Raw genomic sequence first — 16837 nt, 5'->3', positions numbered from 1 at the left:
TGATTCTTCCCGCTCCGGCTCGCGGATGTTTCACGGGCTTCGCTCCTTTCTCGCTGGCCGTTCTGCCCTGAGCCTCGGTTAATCTCCACGACCCCATGCCGCTGACTCCCGCCGAGCGCCAGGACAGGTTCCATGCGGCGTTCGTGGGGCTCGCCATCGGTGATGCGCTCGGCTTTCCGCTGCGCGGCATCCCACCGGCGAGCCTCGCGCGGCTCCCCGGCCTCGCCGAGGACTTCGCGCCCCGTCCGCGCGGCAAGTTCGCCAAGGGCCAGTTCAGCGACGACACGCAACTGCTGCTCGCGGCGGCGGAGAGCGTCATCCGCGAGGGCAAGGTGGAGGGCCGCAGCGCGGCGGCGCACCTGGCGTGGCTGTGGCAGGAGGGCATCATCCTCCAGCCGCCCAAGAGCCTGTCGGACGCGCTGCAGCGGCTGGCCAGCGGCGTGCCGTGGATGAGCGCGGGCGCGTCGTTGGGCACGCGCTGCCATTCGGTGCTCAGCCGCGCGCTGGTGGTGGGCCTGCTGGAGAGTGGCCACCGCGCGCGCCTGCCGCATGACGCCGGGGTGCTCACCATCATCACGCACAAGGATCCGGTGTGCGCGGCGGCGGCGGCGGCTTTCGCGCAGGCCGCGGCGCTGGGCATGGAAGAGGAGCCGCTGACGCCCGCGGCCTTCTGCGAGGAGCTGGCGCTGGCGGCGGCCGTGCACGACAAGGGGCTGGCCGAGGAAGTGCGCCACCTGCCGCGCCTGCTCACCTGGGACACCGCGCGCGCGCTGACGCAGCTGCGCAAGGTGGGCGTGCCCCCCAGCGAGCTGAAGGGCGTGGACGGGCTGCCGCCGCACGTGGTGCCGGTGCTGCTGACGTCGCTGTACGCCATCCTCAAGGTGCCGCACGACTTCCGGGAGGCGGTGGCCCTCACGCTGCGCTGCGGCGGCGAGGCGGACGTGGCCGCCGCGCTGACGGGCGCGCTGCTGGGCGCTCACCTGGGGACGCGCGCCATCCCCGCGCGGCTGCGCAAGCAGGTGCTGTACTCCGAAAACCTGGTGGATACGGCGGACCGCCTCTTCCGCGCCCATCAGGTCCGCGAGACGCTGGCCACCGCCCTGTCGCACCGCCGCCGCCGCTGAGCGCGAGGGCTGGGCAGGCGGGCAGCCGTCGGCGTGCATTCCCCCGGGGCTTCACTGGAGGGAGCGTCCTGCCCACCTTGTGCGAAGGAGCGGGCCGCAAGGATGCCAGGCAGGCATGGGAGGCGAACGTCGTGGATCTCGAATCGGAACGCCTGGAGCGAAGTCAACTGGAGACGCTCTCCACGGCGGAGCTCATCCGGCACGCCTTGGCGGAGACGCGCCTGCTGGTGCGCGCCGAGGTGATGCACGCCAAGAAGGAGCTGCGTGAGGAGCTGAAGGCCGCGCGCACCGCGGGCATCCTCCTGGGGGCGGGCGCGGTGCTGGCGCTCACCGCGCTGGCTGTCCTCTTCGTCGCGCTGGGGCTGGCCTTGCCCATGGCCCAGGCGCTGGGCGTGCTGGTGGTGGGCGTGGTGCTGCTGGCGATTGCCGGTGGCCTGCTCTTCATGGGCCGCAAGCGGGTGCCCAAGAAGCCACTGCCGCACACCCAGGAGCGCTTGAAGACGGACTACCAGCTCACGCGGGAGACGCTGCAATGAATGGCAACGGCCGCGACGCAGGCGGGCCCTCGGCAATCGAGCGGCACGAGGACCACCACATCACCCGGGGCATGGGGGACCGCAAGCAGGTGGAGGAGACCGCGGACCGCATCCGGGACGAGCTGATGCTCACGCTGGCGGAGCTGGACCGGCGGCGCGAGCGCGCGCTCGACGTGCGCTACCACGCGCGGCAACACCGCACGGAGTTGATGACCGCGGGCGCCGCGCTGCTGACGGTGGTGGGCCTGGGGGTGGGCTACGCCATCTACCGCGCGAGGCACCGCGACGAGATTCTGCGCCGCAAGCGCCGCAAGGCCCTGACACGCGCCTGGGAGCATCCGGACCGCCTGGCCTCCACCGCGGAGCAGCGCCCGCTGGGCGCGGAGCTGGGGCGAAAGCTCGTTCTCATCTTCGCCAGTGCGCTCGCCACCGCGGTCGCACGAAACGCCGTGGTGACGTTGGTTCCCGCGCGCCGCGCCCCCGCTTCTGCTCAGGGGGCTGATAAGAACTCATAATTGCGACAAAATCAGACATAAACCATTCTGATTCCCATGACGGACCTGCTCTATGCGCGGGCTCAAATGGGCATGTCGCTCGCGTTCCACATCATCTTCGCCGCGGCGGGGGTGGCGCTCCCCGTCCTCATGGTGCTCAGTGACTGGAAGGGCCGGCGCACCGGGGACGCGGACTACCAGAAGCTGAGTCAGAAGCTGGCGAAGGGGACGGCCATCCTCTTCGCGGTGGGCGCGGTGAGTGGCACGGTGCTGTCCTTCGAGCTGGGCCTGCTGTGGCCGGAGTTCATGGGGCAGTACGGCGAGGTGATTGGGCTGCCCTTCAGTCTGGAGGGCGTCGCCTTCTTCACCGAGGCCATCTTCCTGGGCATCTATCTGTACGGGCGGGAGCGGGTGTCTCCGGGGCTGCACCTGTTCTCCGGCGTCATGGTGGCGGTGAGTGGCGCGGCCAGCGCCTTCTTCGTCACGCTGGTCAACACGTTCATGAACCACCCGTCGGGCTTCACGCCGTCGGCGTCGGGGCCCATGGACGTGCAGCCGCTGGTGGCCATGTTCAGCCCTGGCTGGCAGTACCAGACGGCGCACGTGCTGCTCTCCTGCTACCAGGCGAGCGCCTTCGCCATGGCGGGCATCCACGCCTTCGTGCTGCTGCGCTACCCGGGCGCGGCCTTCCACCGCAAGGCCCTGTCGGTGGCGCTGCCGCTGGCGTGTGTCACCGCGCTGCTTCAGCCCGTGGTGGGGGACTTGTCCGCGAAGCACGTGGCGAAGGCGCAGCCGGTGAAGCTGGCCGCCATGGAGGGGCAGTTCGAGACGGAGCGCGGCGCGCCGCTGCGCCTGGGCGGACTCCCCAACGTGGAGACGGGCGAGGTGCCCTACGCGGTGGACATCCCCAAGGGCCTGTCGATTCTCGCCTTCGCGGACCCGGACGCGGAGGTGAAGGGCCTCAACGCCTTCCCGCGCGACGAGTGGCCGCCGGTGGCGAAGGTCCACGTGGCCTTCCAGGTCATGGTGGGCACCGGCAGTGCCATGGCGCTGCTGGCGTTGGTGACGCTGGGCTGGCGCTGGCGGAAGAAGGCGTGGCCTCACGGGCGGAAGCTGATGTGGGCGTGGCTGCTGTCGGGGCCGCTGGGCGTGGTGGCCATGGAGGCGGGCTGGCTCGTCACGGAGTGGGGGCGGCAGCCGTGGATTCTTCGCGGCGTCATGCGCACGGCGGACGCGGTGACGCCGGTGCCACACCTGGCCGCGCCCTTCTGGACCTTCACCGCCGTGTACCTGTTCCTGGGGGTGACGGTGGTGTTCCTGCTGGTGCGGCAGGTGGCGGGCACGCTGCCCTCGCGCGACAGCCGGCTGACGGGAGGTGAGGCCCATGCCCACTGACGCGATTCTGGGCTTCGCGGTGGCGGGGACCTTCGTCCTCTACGCGCTCTTCGGTGGGGCGGACTTCGGCGGAGGTGTGTGGGATTTGTTGGCCTCGGGGCCGCGCAAGGCGGAGCAGCGCGCGCTCATCGCCCGCGCCCTTGGCCCGGTGTGGGAGGTGAATCACATCTGGCTCATCGTGGGCATGGTGCTGCTGTTCTCCGGCTTCCCACGCGCCTTCGCGGTGCTGAGCGTGGCGCTGCACGTGCCGCTGACGTTGCTGCTGCTGGGCATCGTCTTCCGGGGCGCGGCCTTCACCTTCCGGACCTACGACACGCGCGGGGACATGGTGCAGCGGCAATGGGGGCTCGTCTTCAGTGGCGCCAGCGTCATCGCGCCGGTGCTGCTGGGCCTGTGCGTGGGGGCCGTGGTGGGCGGCACCATCCGCGTGGAGGGGCGGGTGGTGGTGAGCGGCTTCTTCGCGTCGTGGCTCACGCCCTTCTCGTGGGCGGTGGGTGTGCTGGCGCTGTGCCTCTTCGCCTTCCTGGCGGCGGTGTACCTCACGCACGAGGCGCCCGAGTCCGCGCTGCGCGAGGACTTCCGCCGCCGGGCGATGGGCGCGGGCGTGGCCGTCTTCGTCGCGGCGCTGGCGGTGCTGCTGCTGGCCCGGGACGGTGCGCCGCGCGTCTGGGAGGGGCTCTTGCGTTCGCCCTTCGCCCTGGCGCTGCATGCGGGCACGGCGGTGGCGGCGGTGGCGTCCTTCGCGCTCTTGTGGACGCGCCGCTTCCAGTGGGCCCGCGTCGCGGCGGCCGTGCAGGCGGGGCTCATCGTGCTGGGGTGGGCCGCCTCGCAGCATCCGTTCCTGGTGGTGCCGGACGTCACGTTGCACGGCGCGGCGGCGAGCCCTGGTGCGCAGCGCTTGTTGTTGGTGGCGCTGGGCGTGGGCACGGCTGTCGTGGTGCCCTCGCTGGTGCTGCTGTTCCGCGTCTTCCGGCCCGTGCCCACGCCGCGTGCCGGCTCGGAGGCGTGAGCTGCGCGGGCGCACCCCCCGCGCGGAAGGCGGAATCTTCTACACCCGTCGTAGAAGCCCGTCTTCGGCGCGGAGGTGCCCGCGAGGTGTGCGTCAGGCTTGAGTGGGCCAGACGGCCCGCGGCGCTTCGTCGTCCGTGGCGATGAGCAGGGTGGCGCCTTCGAGCAGGTCCTCTGCGTCCAGGGCCTCCACGGCGGTGCGCACGCCCGCGTCGGCGTCCATCACCCGGCAGTAGACGCGGAGCTGCTGTTCCTGGAGCTCGCCGCCTTCGACCTCGCCATTGCCCGTCCAGCCGAGCGCGTCCGTGAGCAGCTCCTCCACGGCGACGCGCTTCTCCACGTCGTGGCCGGTGCCCTTGCCCTCGACGGTGTACTGGACGATGAGGGTCATCATCGCCGTGGCATCCGGCTCGTCATAACCCTGGTCCACCAGGGGCCCCGCGGCCTCGGCGATGACCAGGTCCGGGTCGTCATCCGGGGGGAGGGGGAGCTGGTGGTCCTCGCCCGTCTCGCCCACGAGGCCTTGGTGCACGGTGAGTGCGCCGTCATGCACCCAGGCCTCCCAGTAGCGGAGCCGGTTGCCTTCCTTCTTGTAGAGCTTCAGCACGCTTCGAGTCTCATTCGGAGGGCCCCTGCATAGCACGGAGCACGGGGGGCTTTTCGCTTAGAAGGCACGGCCCTGGCCCCCATCCACGGGCAGCGTGGCGCCTGTGACCCAGCGTGCGCGCTCCGAGCAGAGGAAGGCCACCACGTCGGCCACTTCCTCGGGGGCCCCAAAGCGGCCCCAGGGCAGCTCGTCACGGACCAGCTTCGCCACCTTCTCCGGGTCCGCCTGCTGGCGTTTGTCCCAGCTTCCCCCGGGGAAGAGGATGGAGCCGGGGGCCACGCCGTTGACGCGGATGCGGTACTGCGCCAGGTCCACCGCCATCTCCTTGGTGAGCGCGGTGATGCCGGCCTTGGCGGTGGTGTAGGGCGCGCTGGTGGCGTACTCGCGGCCGAAGATGGAGTTGATGTGGACGATGCAGCCGCCGCCCTGCTGGCGCATGGCCTCCACGGCGCGCTGGCTGCACCACACGGCGGACAGGAGGTTCCGGTCCAGGACGGACGTCCACTGCTCGGCGGTGGCGGAAGGGAAGGCGCCCGCGCCGCCGCTGCCGCCCACGTTGTTGACCAGGATGTCCAGCCGGCCGAAGGCGCGCACCGCCGCGTCCACCGCTTCCACGGCGCCGGCCTGGGTGGCCACGTCCGCCACCACGGTGGCCACGTCCGCGCCCTCGGCGCGAAGCTGCGCCGCCGTGGCCTCCAGCGCCTCCGCGCCACGTGCGCTGAGGCACACCCGCACGCCCTCGCGGGCCAGCGCCGACGCGATGGCCCGGCCAATGCCTCGGCTGCTGCCGGTGACAAGGGCCGTCTTTCCTCTAAGCTCCAAATCCATGGGTGGGCGTTCTACTGCGCCCGTCCGCTCATGGGGACGTCATGGTGCCGGGGCGTTGAGTCCTGTGCGGACGGACTGACGGCGCCGAGGCGCGGTGCCGCTTCGCCGCACGGCTTGCCGGCCTGCTGCTTGGGGAGGCCGTGAGGCACTGGGGGCGCGTGCTCGCGGTTGCCGCGGCCAGGTGCTTCGGCCGCGGGCAGAGGGGGCCGCCCCCTACTTCGCCTGGAAGCGCGCCTGTGCCGGCGTGGCCCCTGGGGTGCGCGTGACGCCGCGGTCCGGGTTGGCGGCCAGGTGCTGGAGCACCTTGAACACCGTCTCCACCTCGTCCGGCATGCCGATGTCCGCCGCGAGCTGCTCGGCGGTGCGGGCCTCCGCGCGGGCCTCGCGCAGGCGCGTCGTCAGCTTGCGCTGGAGCTCCAGCACCACGCCCGCGGCCTTCTTGCCCGCCTCCACGCCCGGCTGGTGGTACGCGTTGATGTGCACCAGCGTGGCGTAGAAGCCCACGGCGCGCTCATACAGCGCAATCAGCGCGCCCAGCGTGCGCGCGCTCACGTCCGGCACGGTGAGGGTGAGCGACTCGCGGTCCTTCTCGTAGAGCGCGCGCCGCGTGCCCAGCAGGAAGCCCAGCAGGTAGTCGCCGCTGGTGACGCCGGGCTCCACTTCCTGCGAGCCGCCGTCACGGTCCTTGAGCACCTCGATGAAGGTGGCGAAGAAGTTGAGCACCCCCTCGCGCAGCTGCTGCACGTAGGCGTGCTGGTCCGTGGAGCCCTTGTTGCCGTAGACGGCGATGCCCTGGTTCACCACCTGGCCAGCCAGGTCCGTCTCCTTGCCCAGCGACTCCATGACGAGCTGCTGCAGGTAGCGCGACATCAGCAGCAGCCGGTCCTTGTACGGCAGGATGACCATGTCCTTCTGGCCCCGGCCATCACCGGCGTAGTGCCACATGAGCGCCATCAGCGCGGCCGGGTTCTTCAGCGCGTCGCGCTCCCGCGTCGCCGCGTCCATGTCGCGCGCGCCCTTCAGCAGCGCGTCGATGTCCAGTCCCTGCAGCCGCGCGGGCAGCAGGCCCACCGCGGACGTCACCGACGTGCGCCCACCAACCCAGTCCCACATGGGGAAGGTGCGCAGCCAGCCCTGCTTCTTCGCGTGGGTGTCCAGCTCGCTGCCGGCGCCGGTGACGGCCACCGCGTGCTTGCTGAAGTCCAGGCCCCGCGCCGAGTAGCCGCGCTCGGCCTCCAGCATGCCGTTGCGCGTCTCCTTGGTGCCGCCCGACTTGCTGATGACCAGGGTGAGCGTCTCCGCCAGCCGCTCGCCGAGCTGCGCCAGCACGCGGTCGAAGCCGTCCGGGTCCGTGTTGTCGAAGAAGGACACCTGCATCGGGTCCTTCGCCGTGCCCAGCGCGTCCGCCACCAACTGCGGCCCCAGCGCCGAGCCGCCAATGCCGACAATCAGCACCTGCGTGAAGCGCTGCGCCTTCTGCGGCTTCACCCGGCCCTCATGCACGTCCTTCGCGAAGGCGTGGATGGCGGCCACCGTGTCGGTGATTTCCTGCTGGAGCGCGGGCTCGGGCGCCAGCTCCGGCGCGCGCAGCCAGTAGTGGCCCACCTTGCGCTGCTCGTCCGGGTTGGCGACGGCGCCCTTCTCCAGGGCCTCCATCGCGTCGAAGGCCTCCTCCACGCGGGGGCGCATCCGCTCCAGGTAGTCCGCCGGGAAGCGCATCCGCGAGACGTCGAGCGTGAAGTCCAAGGCCGGGACGACGCACAGATAACGCTGGTACCGCTCCCACAGTTCTCGCTCGGTCATGGCTCCTCCTGGCAGTTCTCGCGTCGCGAAAAGTGCCCGGTGGCTTAGCGCCTCCGTGCGCGGGTGGGAAGCCGGACGGCGGTGTCGATGCGCATCCACGAGGCCAGGGACGGCCGGGTGCTCAACACCTCACACGGAGGGGCGGGCCGCTTCGGGCGGCGGCTGGACGCCGGACGGCTGGGGCGCCTCCAGGGCGTCGGGCTTCCAGGCCGGGTTGCGGAAGACGTAGCTCAGGCGCTGCTTCAGGGAGCCGGGCTTCGCCGCGTCGCGGGTAATCGCCGCGAACTCGTGGAAGGCGATGCGCACGGGATTGAACGTCTCCAGGTTCTTCGTCAGGCCGTACACGGGCTTCTCGCCCTCTGGCTCGAACGTGCCGAAGAGCCGGTCCCAGATGATGAGGATGCCCGCGTAGTTCTTGTCCAGGTAGCGCGGGTTGGACGCATGGTGCACGCGGTGGTGTGACGGCGTGTTGAGCAGCCACTCCAGCGGGCGCGGCAGCCGGTCAATGGCCTCTGTGTGAATCCAGTACTGGTAGAGCAGGCTGACGGACTGCTGCACTACAATCAACACCGGGTGGAACCCGAGCAGCGCCAGCGGTGCCCAGAAGACGAAGCTGGTGGGCGGCGTCCACGTCTGCCGCAGCGCAGTGGAGAGGTTGTAGTGCTGGCTGGAGTGGTGCACCACGTGGGAGGCCCAGAAGAAGCGGCTCTCATGATGGACGCGGTGGAAGGCGTAGTAGCAGAGGTCGTCCGCGAAGAAGAGGAGCACCCACGCCAGCACGCCGGTGCCCATGCGCAGCGGCGTCAGGTGGTAGAGCGCCAGGTACCCCGCGAAGGCCACGCCCTTCCACAGGACGTTGATGGCCACGTTGCCCAGCCCCATGGAGAGGCTGGCGAGCGTGTCCTTCCAGGTGTAGCCCACCATGGGACGGCCTTCGTCCCGCTGCTTCTTCACCCAGAGGGCCTCGGCAATCACCGTGAGGGTGAACACCGGGATGGCCGGAGTGATGAGGTCGGGGATGTGTGCTGCGTCCATGGTGGGGCCCTCCGTGTCGACAAGCTCAGGAGCGGGCGCGGCGGCGAGGCCGCGCCAATGAGGGGAGGAAGGCGTTGCGCATGAAGTGGGTGAGCGCATCCAACATGCGCCGGTGCGCCGGGTCGTCCGGCCGGGCGCTGCCCCCCACCGCGGCGCCCTGCACCGCGTCCAGCGCCAGCTCTACGACGGAGTCGAAGTCCGGGTGGGCGGAGGCCTCGGGGAACAGCTCGCGCGCCACGCGGTGCAGGTTCTCCCGGTGCGGCCCGTCCACCGCCGCCAGCGCTACGCGCAGCTCCGCGTCCGTGCGCGCCGCGACGTACAGCTCGATGGCGGCCTGCAGCTCCGGGCGCTGGAAGGCGGCCCACAACATGTCCACCGCCGCCGCGATGCGGTCCCTGCCCGATGGCCGGGCACCCACGCCCGCCAGGTAGTCCTGGATGAGCCGCGGGAAGAGGTGCTCCACCGCCGCGGCGAGCAGCTCCTCCTTCGTATCGAAGTGGGTGAAGAGCGCGCCCTGCGACAGGCCCGCCCGCTTCGACACCTCCACCGTCGTCAGGCGGGCGTAGCCCTGTTCCACCAGCGTCTCGATGGTGGCGTCCAGCAGCTTGCGCCGCGTCGTCTCACGGCGCTCCTGCTGCGTGCGGCGGACAGGCCGGGCCGGCGCGTCCGATGGAGGGTTCTTCGCGGCCATTCGACTCGCAGGATAATGCCGAACTTAATGAGTGACCAGTCACTTTCCGTGACTGGGGGTGAGCGCTCCTCACAGTGGCGTGCGCCTCCGCCTGTCCCCGTACATGGGCACGTCGAAAGGGAAGTGGCCGCTCGCGAGGCGCGCCGGGCTCGCTTCCCCAGCGGCCGGGCGGGCAGGGCCCTGGCTGTCATGCGCGCGGCGTTCGCTCGGGACTCGGGTATGAGTCCCTTCAGGAGGGTGGGCGTGCCGAGGCCCTCCGCGTCGTCCAGCAGACAGGCGCGGCGAAAAATCCGCAGGGAAATACCCGCGCCCCTTGCCCCCGTTTCCGCCGCGCCCCGATATGAACCTCTCAGCCCTCCTCCTTGGTTCTCTCCTGGCTTCGGCCCCCGCGGTTCCTTCCTCTGCCCCCACGGATGTGGGTGAAATGCCTGAAGTAGGCGTTCCATTCGCCTGTGGTCGCATCCACACGGTGAGTCAGGGGCATGACACGGGAAGCCACCAGCACAACGACACGCATGCATGGGATTTCCGCATGCCGGATGGCACGCCCATCGTCGCCGCGCGCGACGGCACGGTGCGCCTGTCTCGCGGTGACAGCACGAAGGGTGGCTGTGACGAGAAGTTCGCGCCCTACGCCAACTACGTCGTCATCTCCCACGGCGACGGACTGGAGACGCAGTACCTCCACTTCAGCGCGGTGGTGGTGAAGCCGGGTGACGTGGTGAAGGAAGGCCAGCTCATCGGCTTCTCCGGCTCCACGGGCTGGGCCTGCGGCGCGCACCTGCACTTCAAGGTGGCGCGTGAGAGCGGCAAGGGTTGGAACAACCCGTCCGTTCCGGCGCGCATCGCTGGCTACGGGGACCCGGTGCGCGACACCCGCGTGGCCGCGCCCATCTGCAAGGACAACGGCACGCAGTCGCTCATGGCCAGCAACGGCGGCGCGCACGCCCCGGGGCAGCCGGTGGTGTCCATGTCACCGGAGCGCCAGCAGGCCCTTCGCGGCCTCCCGCCCGGGGCGCAGAGCATCCTCGACGGCCTCTCCCAGCCTCCCGCCCAGGGCGGCCAGGGCCTCGACGAAGCGCGCCCGGCCGGTGGTCCCCGCACGGCGAGCGGCCCCAGCGAGACTCGCTGAGGCCAGCAGCGCGCCCGCCCCGGCGAGCAGCATGAAGAGGGCCCCCGCGTTGACGAAGTAGTCCAACGGCAGCAGGGGGCCTTCCACGTAGGCCCGCACCACGCGGTAGCCCACATGGCCCAGCAGGGCCAGCAGCGGCAGGTTGATGAGCGGCAGCACCAGCCAGCGCGCGGTGCGCCACCAGCCGGCCACCGCCTCCGCCACGCCGGTGGTGGCGGTGTAGCGCCAGGCGCCCGCCCGGGCCACCCGCACCTCCTCCAACAGTGTGTCCATGTCGGGGACGCCCAGCAGCGCCGGCTCCAGTCCGCTCGCGCGCGCCACGCTGCGCGCCTCCGCCAGCGCGGTGCGCGCCGCGGACTGGGCGCTGAAGTCGTCCTCGAAGGGCTCCACCACCGCGGACTCCGCGGCCCTGGCGCGGGTGTGTCCGCGCACCACGTCCACGACGGTGGAGGCCGCGGCCACCGCCAGCCCCGCGGGCAGGCTGCTCCGCCCCACCAGCGCCGCGGCGCCCAATCCGCTGGCGCCCCAGAGGGACAGCCGCAGGCCCCAGGCCGCGGGCCCCCAGAAGCGGCCTCCCGCCTGACGCCGCACCTCCGCCGCCAGGTGGCCGTGCGCCAGCCGCAGCCGCGCGTCGAAGTCCGCGCGCAGGCCCTCCGCCGCCTTCTCCAACCCCGAGTCCAGCGCGGCGCGCGTGCGTGACAGCGTCGCTTCCGTCTCCTTCAGCGCGGCCTCCACGCGCGTGTGCACCTCTTCCAGCGCGCCCATCGCGTTCGTCTTGCGCACGCGCGCGGCCACCGCCTGCGTGGCCAGCCCGCGCAGGTGGAAGAGCAGGGCGCCGAACTCGCCGGACACGTCCCGGCCGTCCTTCGCTGACAGGGCGCTGATGGCGAAGACGGGCACGTCTTCCTGGGACAGGCCGTACTGCTCGGAGGCCACGCGGCGCACCTGGGCCTTGAGCGTGTCGCGCGACTCGGGGGACAGCTCGTCCGCGAAGTTGAGGATGAAGACGAGCGCGCGGCGGCGGGCGAACTCCGTGAGGAACTCCACCTGCGAGGCCTCCGCCACGCTGCCGCGGTGCATGACGACGAGCGCCACATCCGCGCGCTCCAGCGCCGCGCGGGCCACTTCGCGGTGCGTGGTGGCCACGCTGTTGAGGTCCGGCGTGTCGATGAAGACTTGTCCGCCCCACAGGCCCTGGGGGCCGGGGGCATACGTCATGACGCGCGCGCCGGAGCCCGCCAGCGCGTCCGTGGGGGTGCCTTCTGGCGCGAACACGGTGGCGGCCGTGCTGGTGGGCCGGTTGACGCCCTCACGCGACAGGGCCTGCCCCGCCAGCGCGTTGAGGAGGGTGGACTTGCCCGCGCCGGTGGCTCCCACCAACGCCACGCTCAGGGGGGCGTCCTTGCGCGCCACGCCGCGCGCATAGTCGTCCACGAGCCGCTCCAGGCGCGCGGCATGCGGCCGGAGCGCGGGCAGCTCCAGGGCCGTCTTCAGCAGGGAACGCAGGGCATCGGGTTCAGGCAGGCTCGTCTCGTCCACGTGGGGAGAGCCTGTCCCGGCTTCGCCCGGGTGACTACGAAGAAGATGCGCGGAGGGTGCGCCAGCGTGCAGTTTCCGGCGGCGGCCCCTCGCGAGGTGCCCTCCCGGGAACGTCGGGCGCCAAGGGAGGCGGGGACCGGATGGCCGCGGGGATGCCGGGAGGAGTAGAAGCATGGCCACCATGGACCTCTTCCTCATGTCTCCGCCGGGACGCGCGTGGGCCCTGCGCGGCCGGAGCAACTTCCGCAGCCGCGAGGCGCCGCCCGTGGACGCGCGTCAGGCCCGGCGGGAGTGGCTGGCGCTGGCCCGGGACATCGAAGCGCGCGGCGGCACGGTGGTCGCGTTGCCGTCTCCCTCCGAGCTCCTGACGGGCATGCCGTACGCCGCCGAGTGCGGACAGGTGGTGGCGCGTCCGGGCGCCGCGCCGCTGTTCGTGCTGCCGCGGATGATGAGCGCGCACCGGCAGACGGAGCGCGAGCACTGGGCGCCCCTGGCCCATTCATTGGGCATGGAGGTGGTGGACCCGGGCGTGGGCATCTGGGAGGCCCACGGCGACGTGGCCACCTTCGACGGTGTCACGCTGCTGTTCTGGGGCGGCCGCACGACGCTGGATGGCCTGGATGCCGCGGCGCGCTACTTCCCCGGAGAGGTGCTGCGCATCCAGGTCCGCGAGCCCGCCTTCCACGGCAACATGGCGGTGCTGCCGCTCCCCGCGGTGGACCGGCTGATGGTGTGTCCAGACGTGATGACGCCGCAGTCCCATGCGCTGCTGCGCGAGCGCTTCGGCGAGCACCGGCTGCTCCTCGTGACGGAGGCGGAGATTCGCCGCTACGCGACCAACGGGCTGCCGGTGGGGCGTGACGTGCTGGCGCCTTCCGTGGTGCCGGACTCGGTGCGGGAGCGGCTGGAGGCGCTGGGGCTGCGCGTGGTGTCGCACCCCATGCGCGAGCTGTGTGAGAAGGGCGGCGGCTCGTCGCGCTGCCTCGTGTCGCGCGCGGAGGTGGACGCGGCGACGCTGCACATCCCAGCCGCGTTCCGGCTGTCGGCCATCGCCAGGGACATCGATGCCGATGGGTGACGCGGACACGCTGCCACGTCAGGCGGAGGCCTTCCTCGCGGCGCACCCCGGGGCGTCGCTGGTGGCGCTGGGCTCGGGCGAGCACGCGGGCGCGTTGGACCTGTCGCCCCTGGGCGTGCCGGTGACGTTCCTGCCCGCCGAGCGGAACGCGGACCTGGCGCAGCAGTACCTGACGCTGAACCAGCTCGCCTTCAGCGGCATCGGCGTGCCGCGTTGGGTGCTGTCGGACCTGTATCTGCTACCGGGCGCCATTGGGCTGCTGCGCTGTCCGGCCCGGATGCTGGCGGCCCCCGTGCGCGAGCGGCTGGGTCTGGCCGACGAGGACCCGGCCATTGGCGCGGCCTACTACGCGGCGCCCTCGGTGACGCCGGGGCTGTTCATCGGCGTGTCGCTGCTGAGCGTGCTGCCGGGAACGGGGGCGTCGCCATGGGTGAAGCTGCTCACGTTGCGGATGCTGCGCGCGCGGCGGCTGCGAGGCGTGGCCCAGTGGGACAACCCCAGCGTCCGAGTCCATTCCAGGCTGGGCCCGCTGCGCCTCGTGGGGCGCGTGCCCGGCGGGCACGAGTACGCGGAGCGCTCCTTCGTCTACGAGTCGGAGCTGACGGACCGGGCGCGGCTGGGCGACGCGATGGCGCGGCGCCTCTCGCTGACGCCGTCGCTGCGTGTGCCCGCAGGCGACCTCCCGACGCTGAGCGCGCTGCTCACCCGCGCGGAGGCAGGCGAGGTGCTGCACCTGGTGCCTCCTGGGCTGGAGGCGGGACAGGTGCTGGTGCGCGAAGGCCCGCTCGGCTGAACCTGAACGCGCGCGTGCCCGCTCAGGGCGCTGGCGCGGCGGGTGACTCCATGTCCTCTTCCAGCGCGAGCCGCAACGCGCGGGAGCCGTCGCGGAGGATGGGCGCCCCGTGGGAGAAGCACAGCGTCTCCACGGGGAGGTGGTCCAGGATGCGCTGGACGCTGTGCCGGGTGCGCAGCGGTTCGTCCTGATACTCGCTGGGGACGAACTCCGGCGTCTCCCCCTCCTCGTGCGTGAGCAGGTCGGAGAGGAACGCGACGGCGCGCGGGTGTTGCTGCATCCACAGCGTGTACATCGCCTCGGTGGGCCCGGGCGTGTGGAACGAGATGAGCCCGGCGGGCAGCGTGTCTCCCGCGACGTAGAAGAAGTCGGGCTGCTCCTCCAGCGCCTGTGCGCCCTCGGGCGCCCAGACGGGCACCTTGAAGGCCTTGCGCAGCCGCCACGCGGAGCGCTGGTGGTTTCCCGCCGTCAGGACAATGGCGGAGATGTTCCCCAGCGCGCGCAGCGCCGCCTCGTCGATGGGCAGCGGGTCGATGAGGACGACAGCCCCGTCGACGTCCACCACGGCATACGCGTCACTCCGCGCGCCGCCGATGCGGTCATCGGAGAGGGTCCAGTGGTGGACGCCGGGCACCAGCTCGCTTGTCCGCTTCGCCTTCCCCTTGGGCTCGCTCATGCGGACAAAGCTAGGCACCCGCGGGCGGTGTCACCGGGGCCGGGAGGGAGGCCACGGCCTGGATGCTCGGCTTCTTCCATGGCGGGCGCCCGAGGACACGGGGACGTCGTCCGTGGGACGGCACAACGTTCCCGCATGATGACGGCGCGACTGTCTCGCGGTGTGCTGGCACGGCCCCTGGTGCTCTTTGACGGCGACTGCGCGTTCTGCCGGCGCTGGGCCGCGCGCTGGAGGTGGCGCACCGGGGACCGCGTCCGCTACCGGCCGGGCAGCGGGTGGCGCCGCTGGCTGTTGGGCATCCCGAAGGCGGACATGCGCAGGGCCATGCAACTGGTGGAACCCTCCGGCCGGGTGTCCCAGGGCGCGGAGGCCCTCTTCCGCGCGCTCGCCGCGTCACCTCGCCGGGGGACTCGGGTGGCCGCGCGGCTGGGGTTGATGCCGGGGGTGTTGCAGTTGGCCCAGGGCGTCTACGCGGTAGTGGCCCGGCATCGCCGTCAGGTGGCGGGCGTGGACCGCTGGCTCTTCGGGCGCGCGGTGGTGCCGCACGAATACCGGTGGGTGCGCTGGGTCTTCCTGCGGCTGCTGGGAGGGACGTTCCTCATCGCCTTCACGTCGCTGGGGCGGCAGGTGCGGGGCTTGTATGGGACGCAAGGCCTCCGGCCCGTGGCGGAGCGTCTGGCCGCGGAGCGCCGCGAGGAACCCTCGGCGCTCGCGCGGTGGCGGCGCATCCCGTCGCTGTTCTGGTGGGACGCGTCGGACGCCGCGCTGGTGCGTGGGTGCTGGGCGGGGCAGGTGCTGTCCCTGGCGTTGCTCTTCAACGTTGCGCCCCGGCTCAGCGCGTCGTCGCTGTGGGCGCTGTACCTCTCCTACGTGGCCGTGGGGCGTGAGTTCCTCTCCTTCCAGTGGGACGTGCTGCTGCTGGAGATGGGGCTGCTGGCGGCGCTCACCGCGCCCCGGGGCTCGCGGCCGGGCCTGGGCCGTGACGAGCCCTCCTCTCTGGAGGTGTTCCTCTTCCGGCTGCTCGTGTTCCGGCTCTACTTCGGCTCGGGGCTGAGCAAGCTCAAGTCGGGAGACCGGACCTGGCGCGAGCTGACCGCGTGCGAGCACTATTACGAGACGGCGCCGCTGCCCACGCGGGGCGGTTGGTACGCGCATCAGCTGCCTCGCCGGCTCCAGCGGGCCTCGACCGGGGCGGTGCTCTGGCTGGAGACGGTGGTGCCCTTCCTGGCCTTCGGGCCCCGGCGCTTGCGGCAGTTCGCCTTCGGGAGCCTGAGCGGCTTGCAGGCCGCCATCGCCGCCACGGGGAACTACGGCTTCTTCAACGTCCAGGCCTGGGTGCTGGGCGTGTGGCTCCTGGACGACGCGGCGCTGCGGCGGGTGCTGCCGTTGAAGGACGAGCCCCCCGCCCAGCCTCGGCCCTGGTGGCGCACGGGTGTGTCCGCGCTGGGGGGGGCGCCGCTGCTGGTGCTGGGGGTGTCGGAGGTGCTTCGCCGGTTCGAGGGGTGGCAGCGGCACCGGCCCGAGCGTGTCGGCGCGATGATGACGTGGCTGGAGTCCCAGGCGCGGCCCCTGCGCTCGGTGAATCCCTACGGCCTGTTCAGCATGATGACGGTGCAGCGGCCGGAAATCCTCGTGGAGGGCTCCGACGACGGCGAGCAGTGGAAGGAATACTCCTTCCGTTACAAGGCGGGAGACCCGGCCCGGCCTCCCCGGCAGGTGGCGCCCCACCAGCCGAGGCTGGACTGGCAGATGTGGTTCGCCGCGCTCGGCTCGCCCCCTGGCTGGTTCGTCGCGCTCCTGGCCCGGCTGCTGGAGGGCTCGCCGGAGGTCCTGGGCCTGCTGGCGGGCAACCCCTTCCCGGACCGGCCGCCTCGAATGGTGCGAGCGGTGCTGTACGACTACCGGATGACGGACGTGGCCGAGCGGCGGCGCACGGGCATCTGGTGGCGGCGCGAGCGGCTGGGTCTCTACGTGTCGCCCCTGTCGCTGGCGCCAGGGCCTCGGCCTCGTGGACGCCTTCCCGCGCTGCAATGGCAGGCCGGGGCGTGAGGCGGGTGGGAGCAGGCGTGCGGCCCTGAAGGTCGAGGGCCCCTTTTCA

At 71.8% G+C, this 16837-nt stretch carries 15 protein-coding genes and 1 pseudogene; 9 read left to right on the top strand and 7 right to left on the bottom strand.

What is annotated here, in order from left to right; translation table 11 throughout:
- The first annotated feature begins 95 nt into the window (after nucleotides 1-95).
- The 5 genes from KGD87_RS23660 (at nucleotide 96) to KGD87_RS23640 (ending at nucleotide 4558) form a co-directional block, all read left to right on the top strand.
- A complete protein-coding gene (locus KGD87_RS23660) occupies nucleotides 96-1124 on the top strand; it encodes an ADP-ribosylglycohydrolase family protein (protein WP_163779172.1) in 1029 nt (342 codons plus the stop codon).
- Between the two features lie 131 nt (nucleotides 1125-1255).
- The gene (locus tag KGD87_RS23655) at nucleotides 1256-1660 is read left to right on the top strand and encodes a phage holin family protein (protein ID WP_163779169.1); all 405 of its coding nucleotides are present in this window, start codon (nucleotides 1256-1258) and stop codon (nucleotides 1658-1660) included.
- Nucleotides 1657-2175, top strand: coding sequence for a hypothetical protein (locus tag KGD87_RS23650; RefSeq protein ID WP_284662757.1), 519 nt, complete (start codon nucleotides 1657-1659; stop codon nucleotides 2173-2175). The genes KGD87_RS23655 and KGD87_RS23650 overlap by 4 nt, the downstream gene beginning before the upstream one ends.
- Nucleotides 2176-2211: 36 nt before the next feature.
- Nucleotides 2212-3549, top strand: coding sequence for a cytochrome ubiquinol oxidase subunit I (locus KGD87_RS23645; protein WP_284662755.1), 1338 nt, complete (start codon nucleotides 2212-2214; stop codon nucleotides 3547-3549).
- On the top strand, nucleotides 3539-4558 hold the full coding sequence (locus tag KGD87_RS23640) for a cytochrome d ubiquinol oxidase subunit II (protein ID WP_284662754.1): 1020 nt from the start codon (nucleotides 3539-3541) through the stop codon (nucleotides 4556-4558). The genes KGD87_RS23645 and KGD87_RS23640 overlap by 11 nt, the downstream gene beginning before the upstream one ends.
- Before the next feature lie 93 nt (nucleotides 4559-4651).
- Here the strand turns inward: KGD87_RS23640 and KGD87_RS23635 are convergent, their stop codons facing one another.
- From KGD87_RS23635 to KGD87_RS23615, 5 genes are all read right to left on the bottom strand, one after another.
- Entirely contained in the window at nucleotides 4652-5164 is a 513-nt protein-coding gene (locus KGD87_RS23635; RefSeq protein WP_284662752.1) for a hypothetical protein, read from the bottom strand.
- A 57-nt stretch (nucleotides 5165-5221) separates the two neighbouring features.
- Nucleotides 5222-5992 (bottom strand): SDR family NAD(P)-dependent oxidoreductase, encoded by a 771-nt coding sequence (locus KGD87_RS23630; protein ID WP_284662750.1) that lies wholly within the window; start codon nucleotides 5990-5992, stop codon nucleotides 5222-5224.
- 213 nt (nucleotides 5993-6205) lie between these two features.
- On the bottom strand, nucleotides 6206-7795 hold the full coding sequence (locus KGD87_RS23625; protein ID WP_284662749.1) for a glucose-6-phosphate isomerase: 1590 nt from the start codon (nucleotides 7793-7795) through the stop codon (nucleotides 6206-6208).
- A 129-nt stretch (nucleotides 7796-7924) separates the two neighbouring features.
- Entirely contained in the window at nucleotides 7925-8830 is a 906-nt protein-coding gene (locus tag KGD87_RS23620) for a sterol desaturase family protein (RefSeq protein ID WP_284662748.1), read from the bottom strand.
- Nucleotides 8831-8855: 25 nt separating this feature from the next.
- Nucleotides 8856-9521, bottom strand: a complete 666-nt coding sequence (locus tag KGD87_RS23615; RefSeq protein ID WP_284662747.1) for a TetR/AcrR family transcriptional regulator — start codon at nucleotides 9519-9521, stop codon at nucleotides 8856-8858.
- A gap of 340 nt (nucleotides 9522-9861) precedes the next feature.
- Between KGD87_RS23615 and KGD87_RS23610 the strand changes: the two are divergent.
- Nucleotides 9862-10314 (top strand): annotated as a pseudogene (locus KGD87_RS23610) (M23 family metallopeptidase); the annotation flags it as partial.
- A 180-nt stretch (nucleotides 10315-10494) separates the two neighbouring features.
- On the opposite strand, the gene KGD87_RS23605 reads toward KGD87_RS23610, so the two are convergent.
- Nucleotides 10495-12192 (bottom strand): GTPase, encoded by a 1698-nt coding sequence (locus KGD87_RS23605; protein WP_284662746.1) that lies wholly within the window; start codon nucleotides 12190-12192, stop codon nucleotides 10495-10497.
- Between the two features lie 172 nt (nucleotides 12193-12364).
- On the opposite strand from KGD87_RS23605, the gene KGD87_RS23600 reads away from it, so the two are divergent.
- Entirely contained in the window at nucleotides 12365-13270 is a 906-nt protein-coding gene (locus tag KGD87_RS23600; protein ID WP_284662744.1) for a dimethylarginine dimethylaminohydrolase family protein, read from the top strand.
- Nucleotides 13257-14063: a hypothetical protein gene (locus tag KGD87_RS23595; RefSeq protein WP_284662743.1), complete on the top strand. Its 807-nt coding sequence runs from the start codon at nucleotides 13257-13259 to the stop codon at nucleotides 14061-14063. The genes KGD87_RS23600 and KGD87_RS23595 overlap by 14 nt, the downstream gene beginning before the upstream one ends.
- 22 nt (nucleotides 14064-14085) lie before the next feature.
- On the opposite strand, the gene KGD87_RS23590 is transcribed toward KGD87_RS23595, so the two are convergent.
- Nucleotides 14086-14739 (bottom strand): MBL fold metallo-hydrolase, encoded by a 654-nt coding sequence (locus KGD87_RS23590; protein ID WP_284662742.1) that lies wholly within the window; start codon nucleotides 14737-14739, stop codon nucleotides 14086-14088.
- 135 nt (nucleotides 14740-14874) lie between these two features.
- On the opposite strand from KGD87_RS23590, the gene KGD87_RS23585 reads away from it, so the two are divergent.
- Nucleotides 14875-16788, top strand: coding sequence for a lipase maturation factor family protein (locus tag KGD87_RS23585; protein ID WP_502887958.1), 1914 nt, complete (start codon nucleotides 14875-14877; stop codon nucleotides 16786-16788).
- Nucleotides 16789-16837: the final 49 nt, after the last annotated feature.

This window comes from Myxococcus sp. SDU36, from assembly GCF_030168875.1.
Taxonomy (GTDB): domain Bacteria; phylum Myxococcota; class Myxococcia; order Myxococcales; family Myxococcaceae; genus Myxococcus; species Myxococcus vastator.
Note: the sequence above shows the minus strand (reverse complement) of the source record. Positions and strands in the feature narration are given on the sequence as shown.

Excerpts from the sequence above, each read along its gene's own strand:
- KGD87_RS23660 (WP_163779172.1), top strand. The coding sequence starts at position 96 with ATGCCGCTGACTCCCGCCGAGCGCCAGGACAGGTTCCATGCGGCGTTC.
- KGD87_RS23650 (WP_284662757.1), top strand. The coding sequence starts at position 1,657 with ATGAATGGCAACGGCCGCGACGCAGGCGGGCCCTCGGCAATCGAGCGG.
- KGD87_RS23645 (WP_284662755.1), top strand. The coding sequence starts at position 2,212 with ATGACGGACCTGCTCTATGCGCGGGCTCAAATGGGCATGTCGCTCGCG.
- KGD87_RS23640 (WP_284662754.1), top strand. The coding sequence starts at position 3,539 with ATGCCCACTGACGCGATTCTGGGCTTCGCGGTGGCGGGGACCTTCGTC.
- KGD87_RS23630 (WP_284662750.1), bottom strand. The coding sequence starts at position 5,992 with ATGGATTTGGAGCTTAGAGGAAAGACGGCCCTTGTCACCGGCAGCAGC.
- KGD87_RS23625 (WP_284662749.1), bottom strand. The coding sequence starts at position 7,795 with ATGACCGAGCGAGAACTGTGGGAGCGGTACCAGCGTTATCTGTGCGTC.
- KGD87_RS23620 (WP_284662748.1), bottom strand. The coding sequence starts at position 8,830 with ATGGACGCAGCACACATCCCCGACCTCATCACTCCGGCCATCCCGGTG.
- KGD87_RS23615 (WP_284662747.1), bottom strand. The coding sequence starts at position 9,521 with ATGGCCGCGAAGAACCCTCCATCGGACGCGCCGGCCCGGCCTGTCCGC.
- KGD87_RS23600 (WP_284662744.1), top strand. The coding sequence starts at position 12,365 with ATGGCCACCATGGACCTCTTCCTCATGTCTCCGCCGGGACGCGCGTGG.
- KGD87_RS23595 (WP_284662743.1), top strand. The coding sequence starts at position 13,257 with ATGCCGATGGGTGACGCGGACACGCTGCCACGTCAGGCGGAGGCCTTC.
- KGD87_RS23590 (WP_284662742.1), bottom strand. The coding sequence starts at position 14,739 with ATGAGCGAGCCCAAGGGGAAGGCGAAGCGGACAAGCGAGCTGGTGCCC.
- KGD87_RS23585 (WP_502887958.1), top strand. The coding sequence starts at position 14,875 with ATGATGACGGCGCGACTGTCTCGCGGTGTGCTGGCACGGCCCCTGGTG.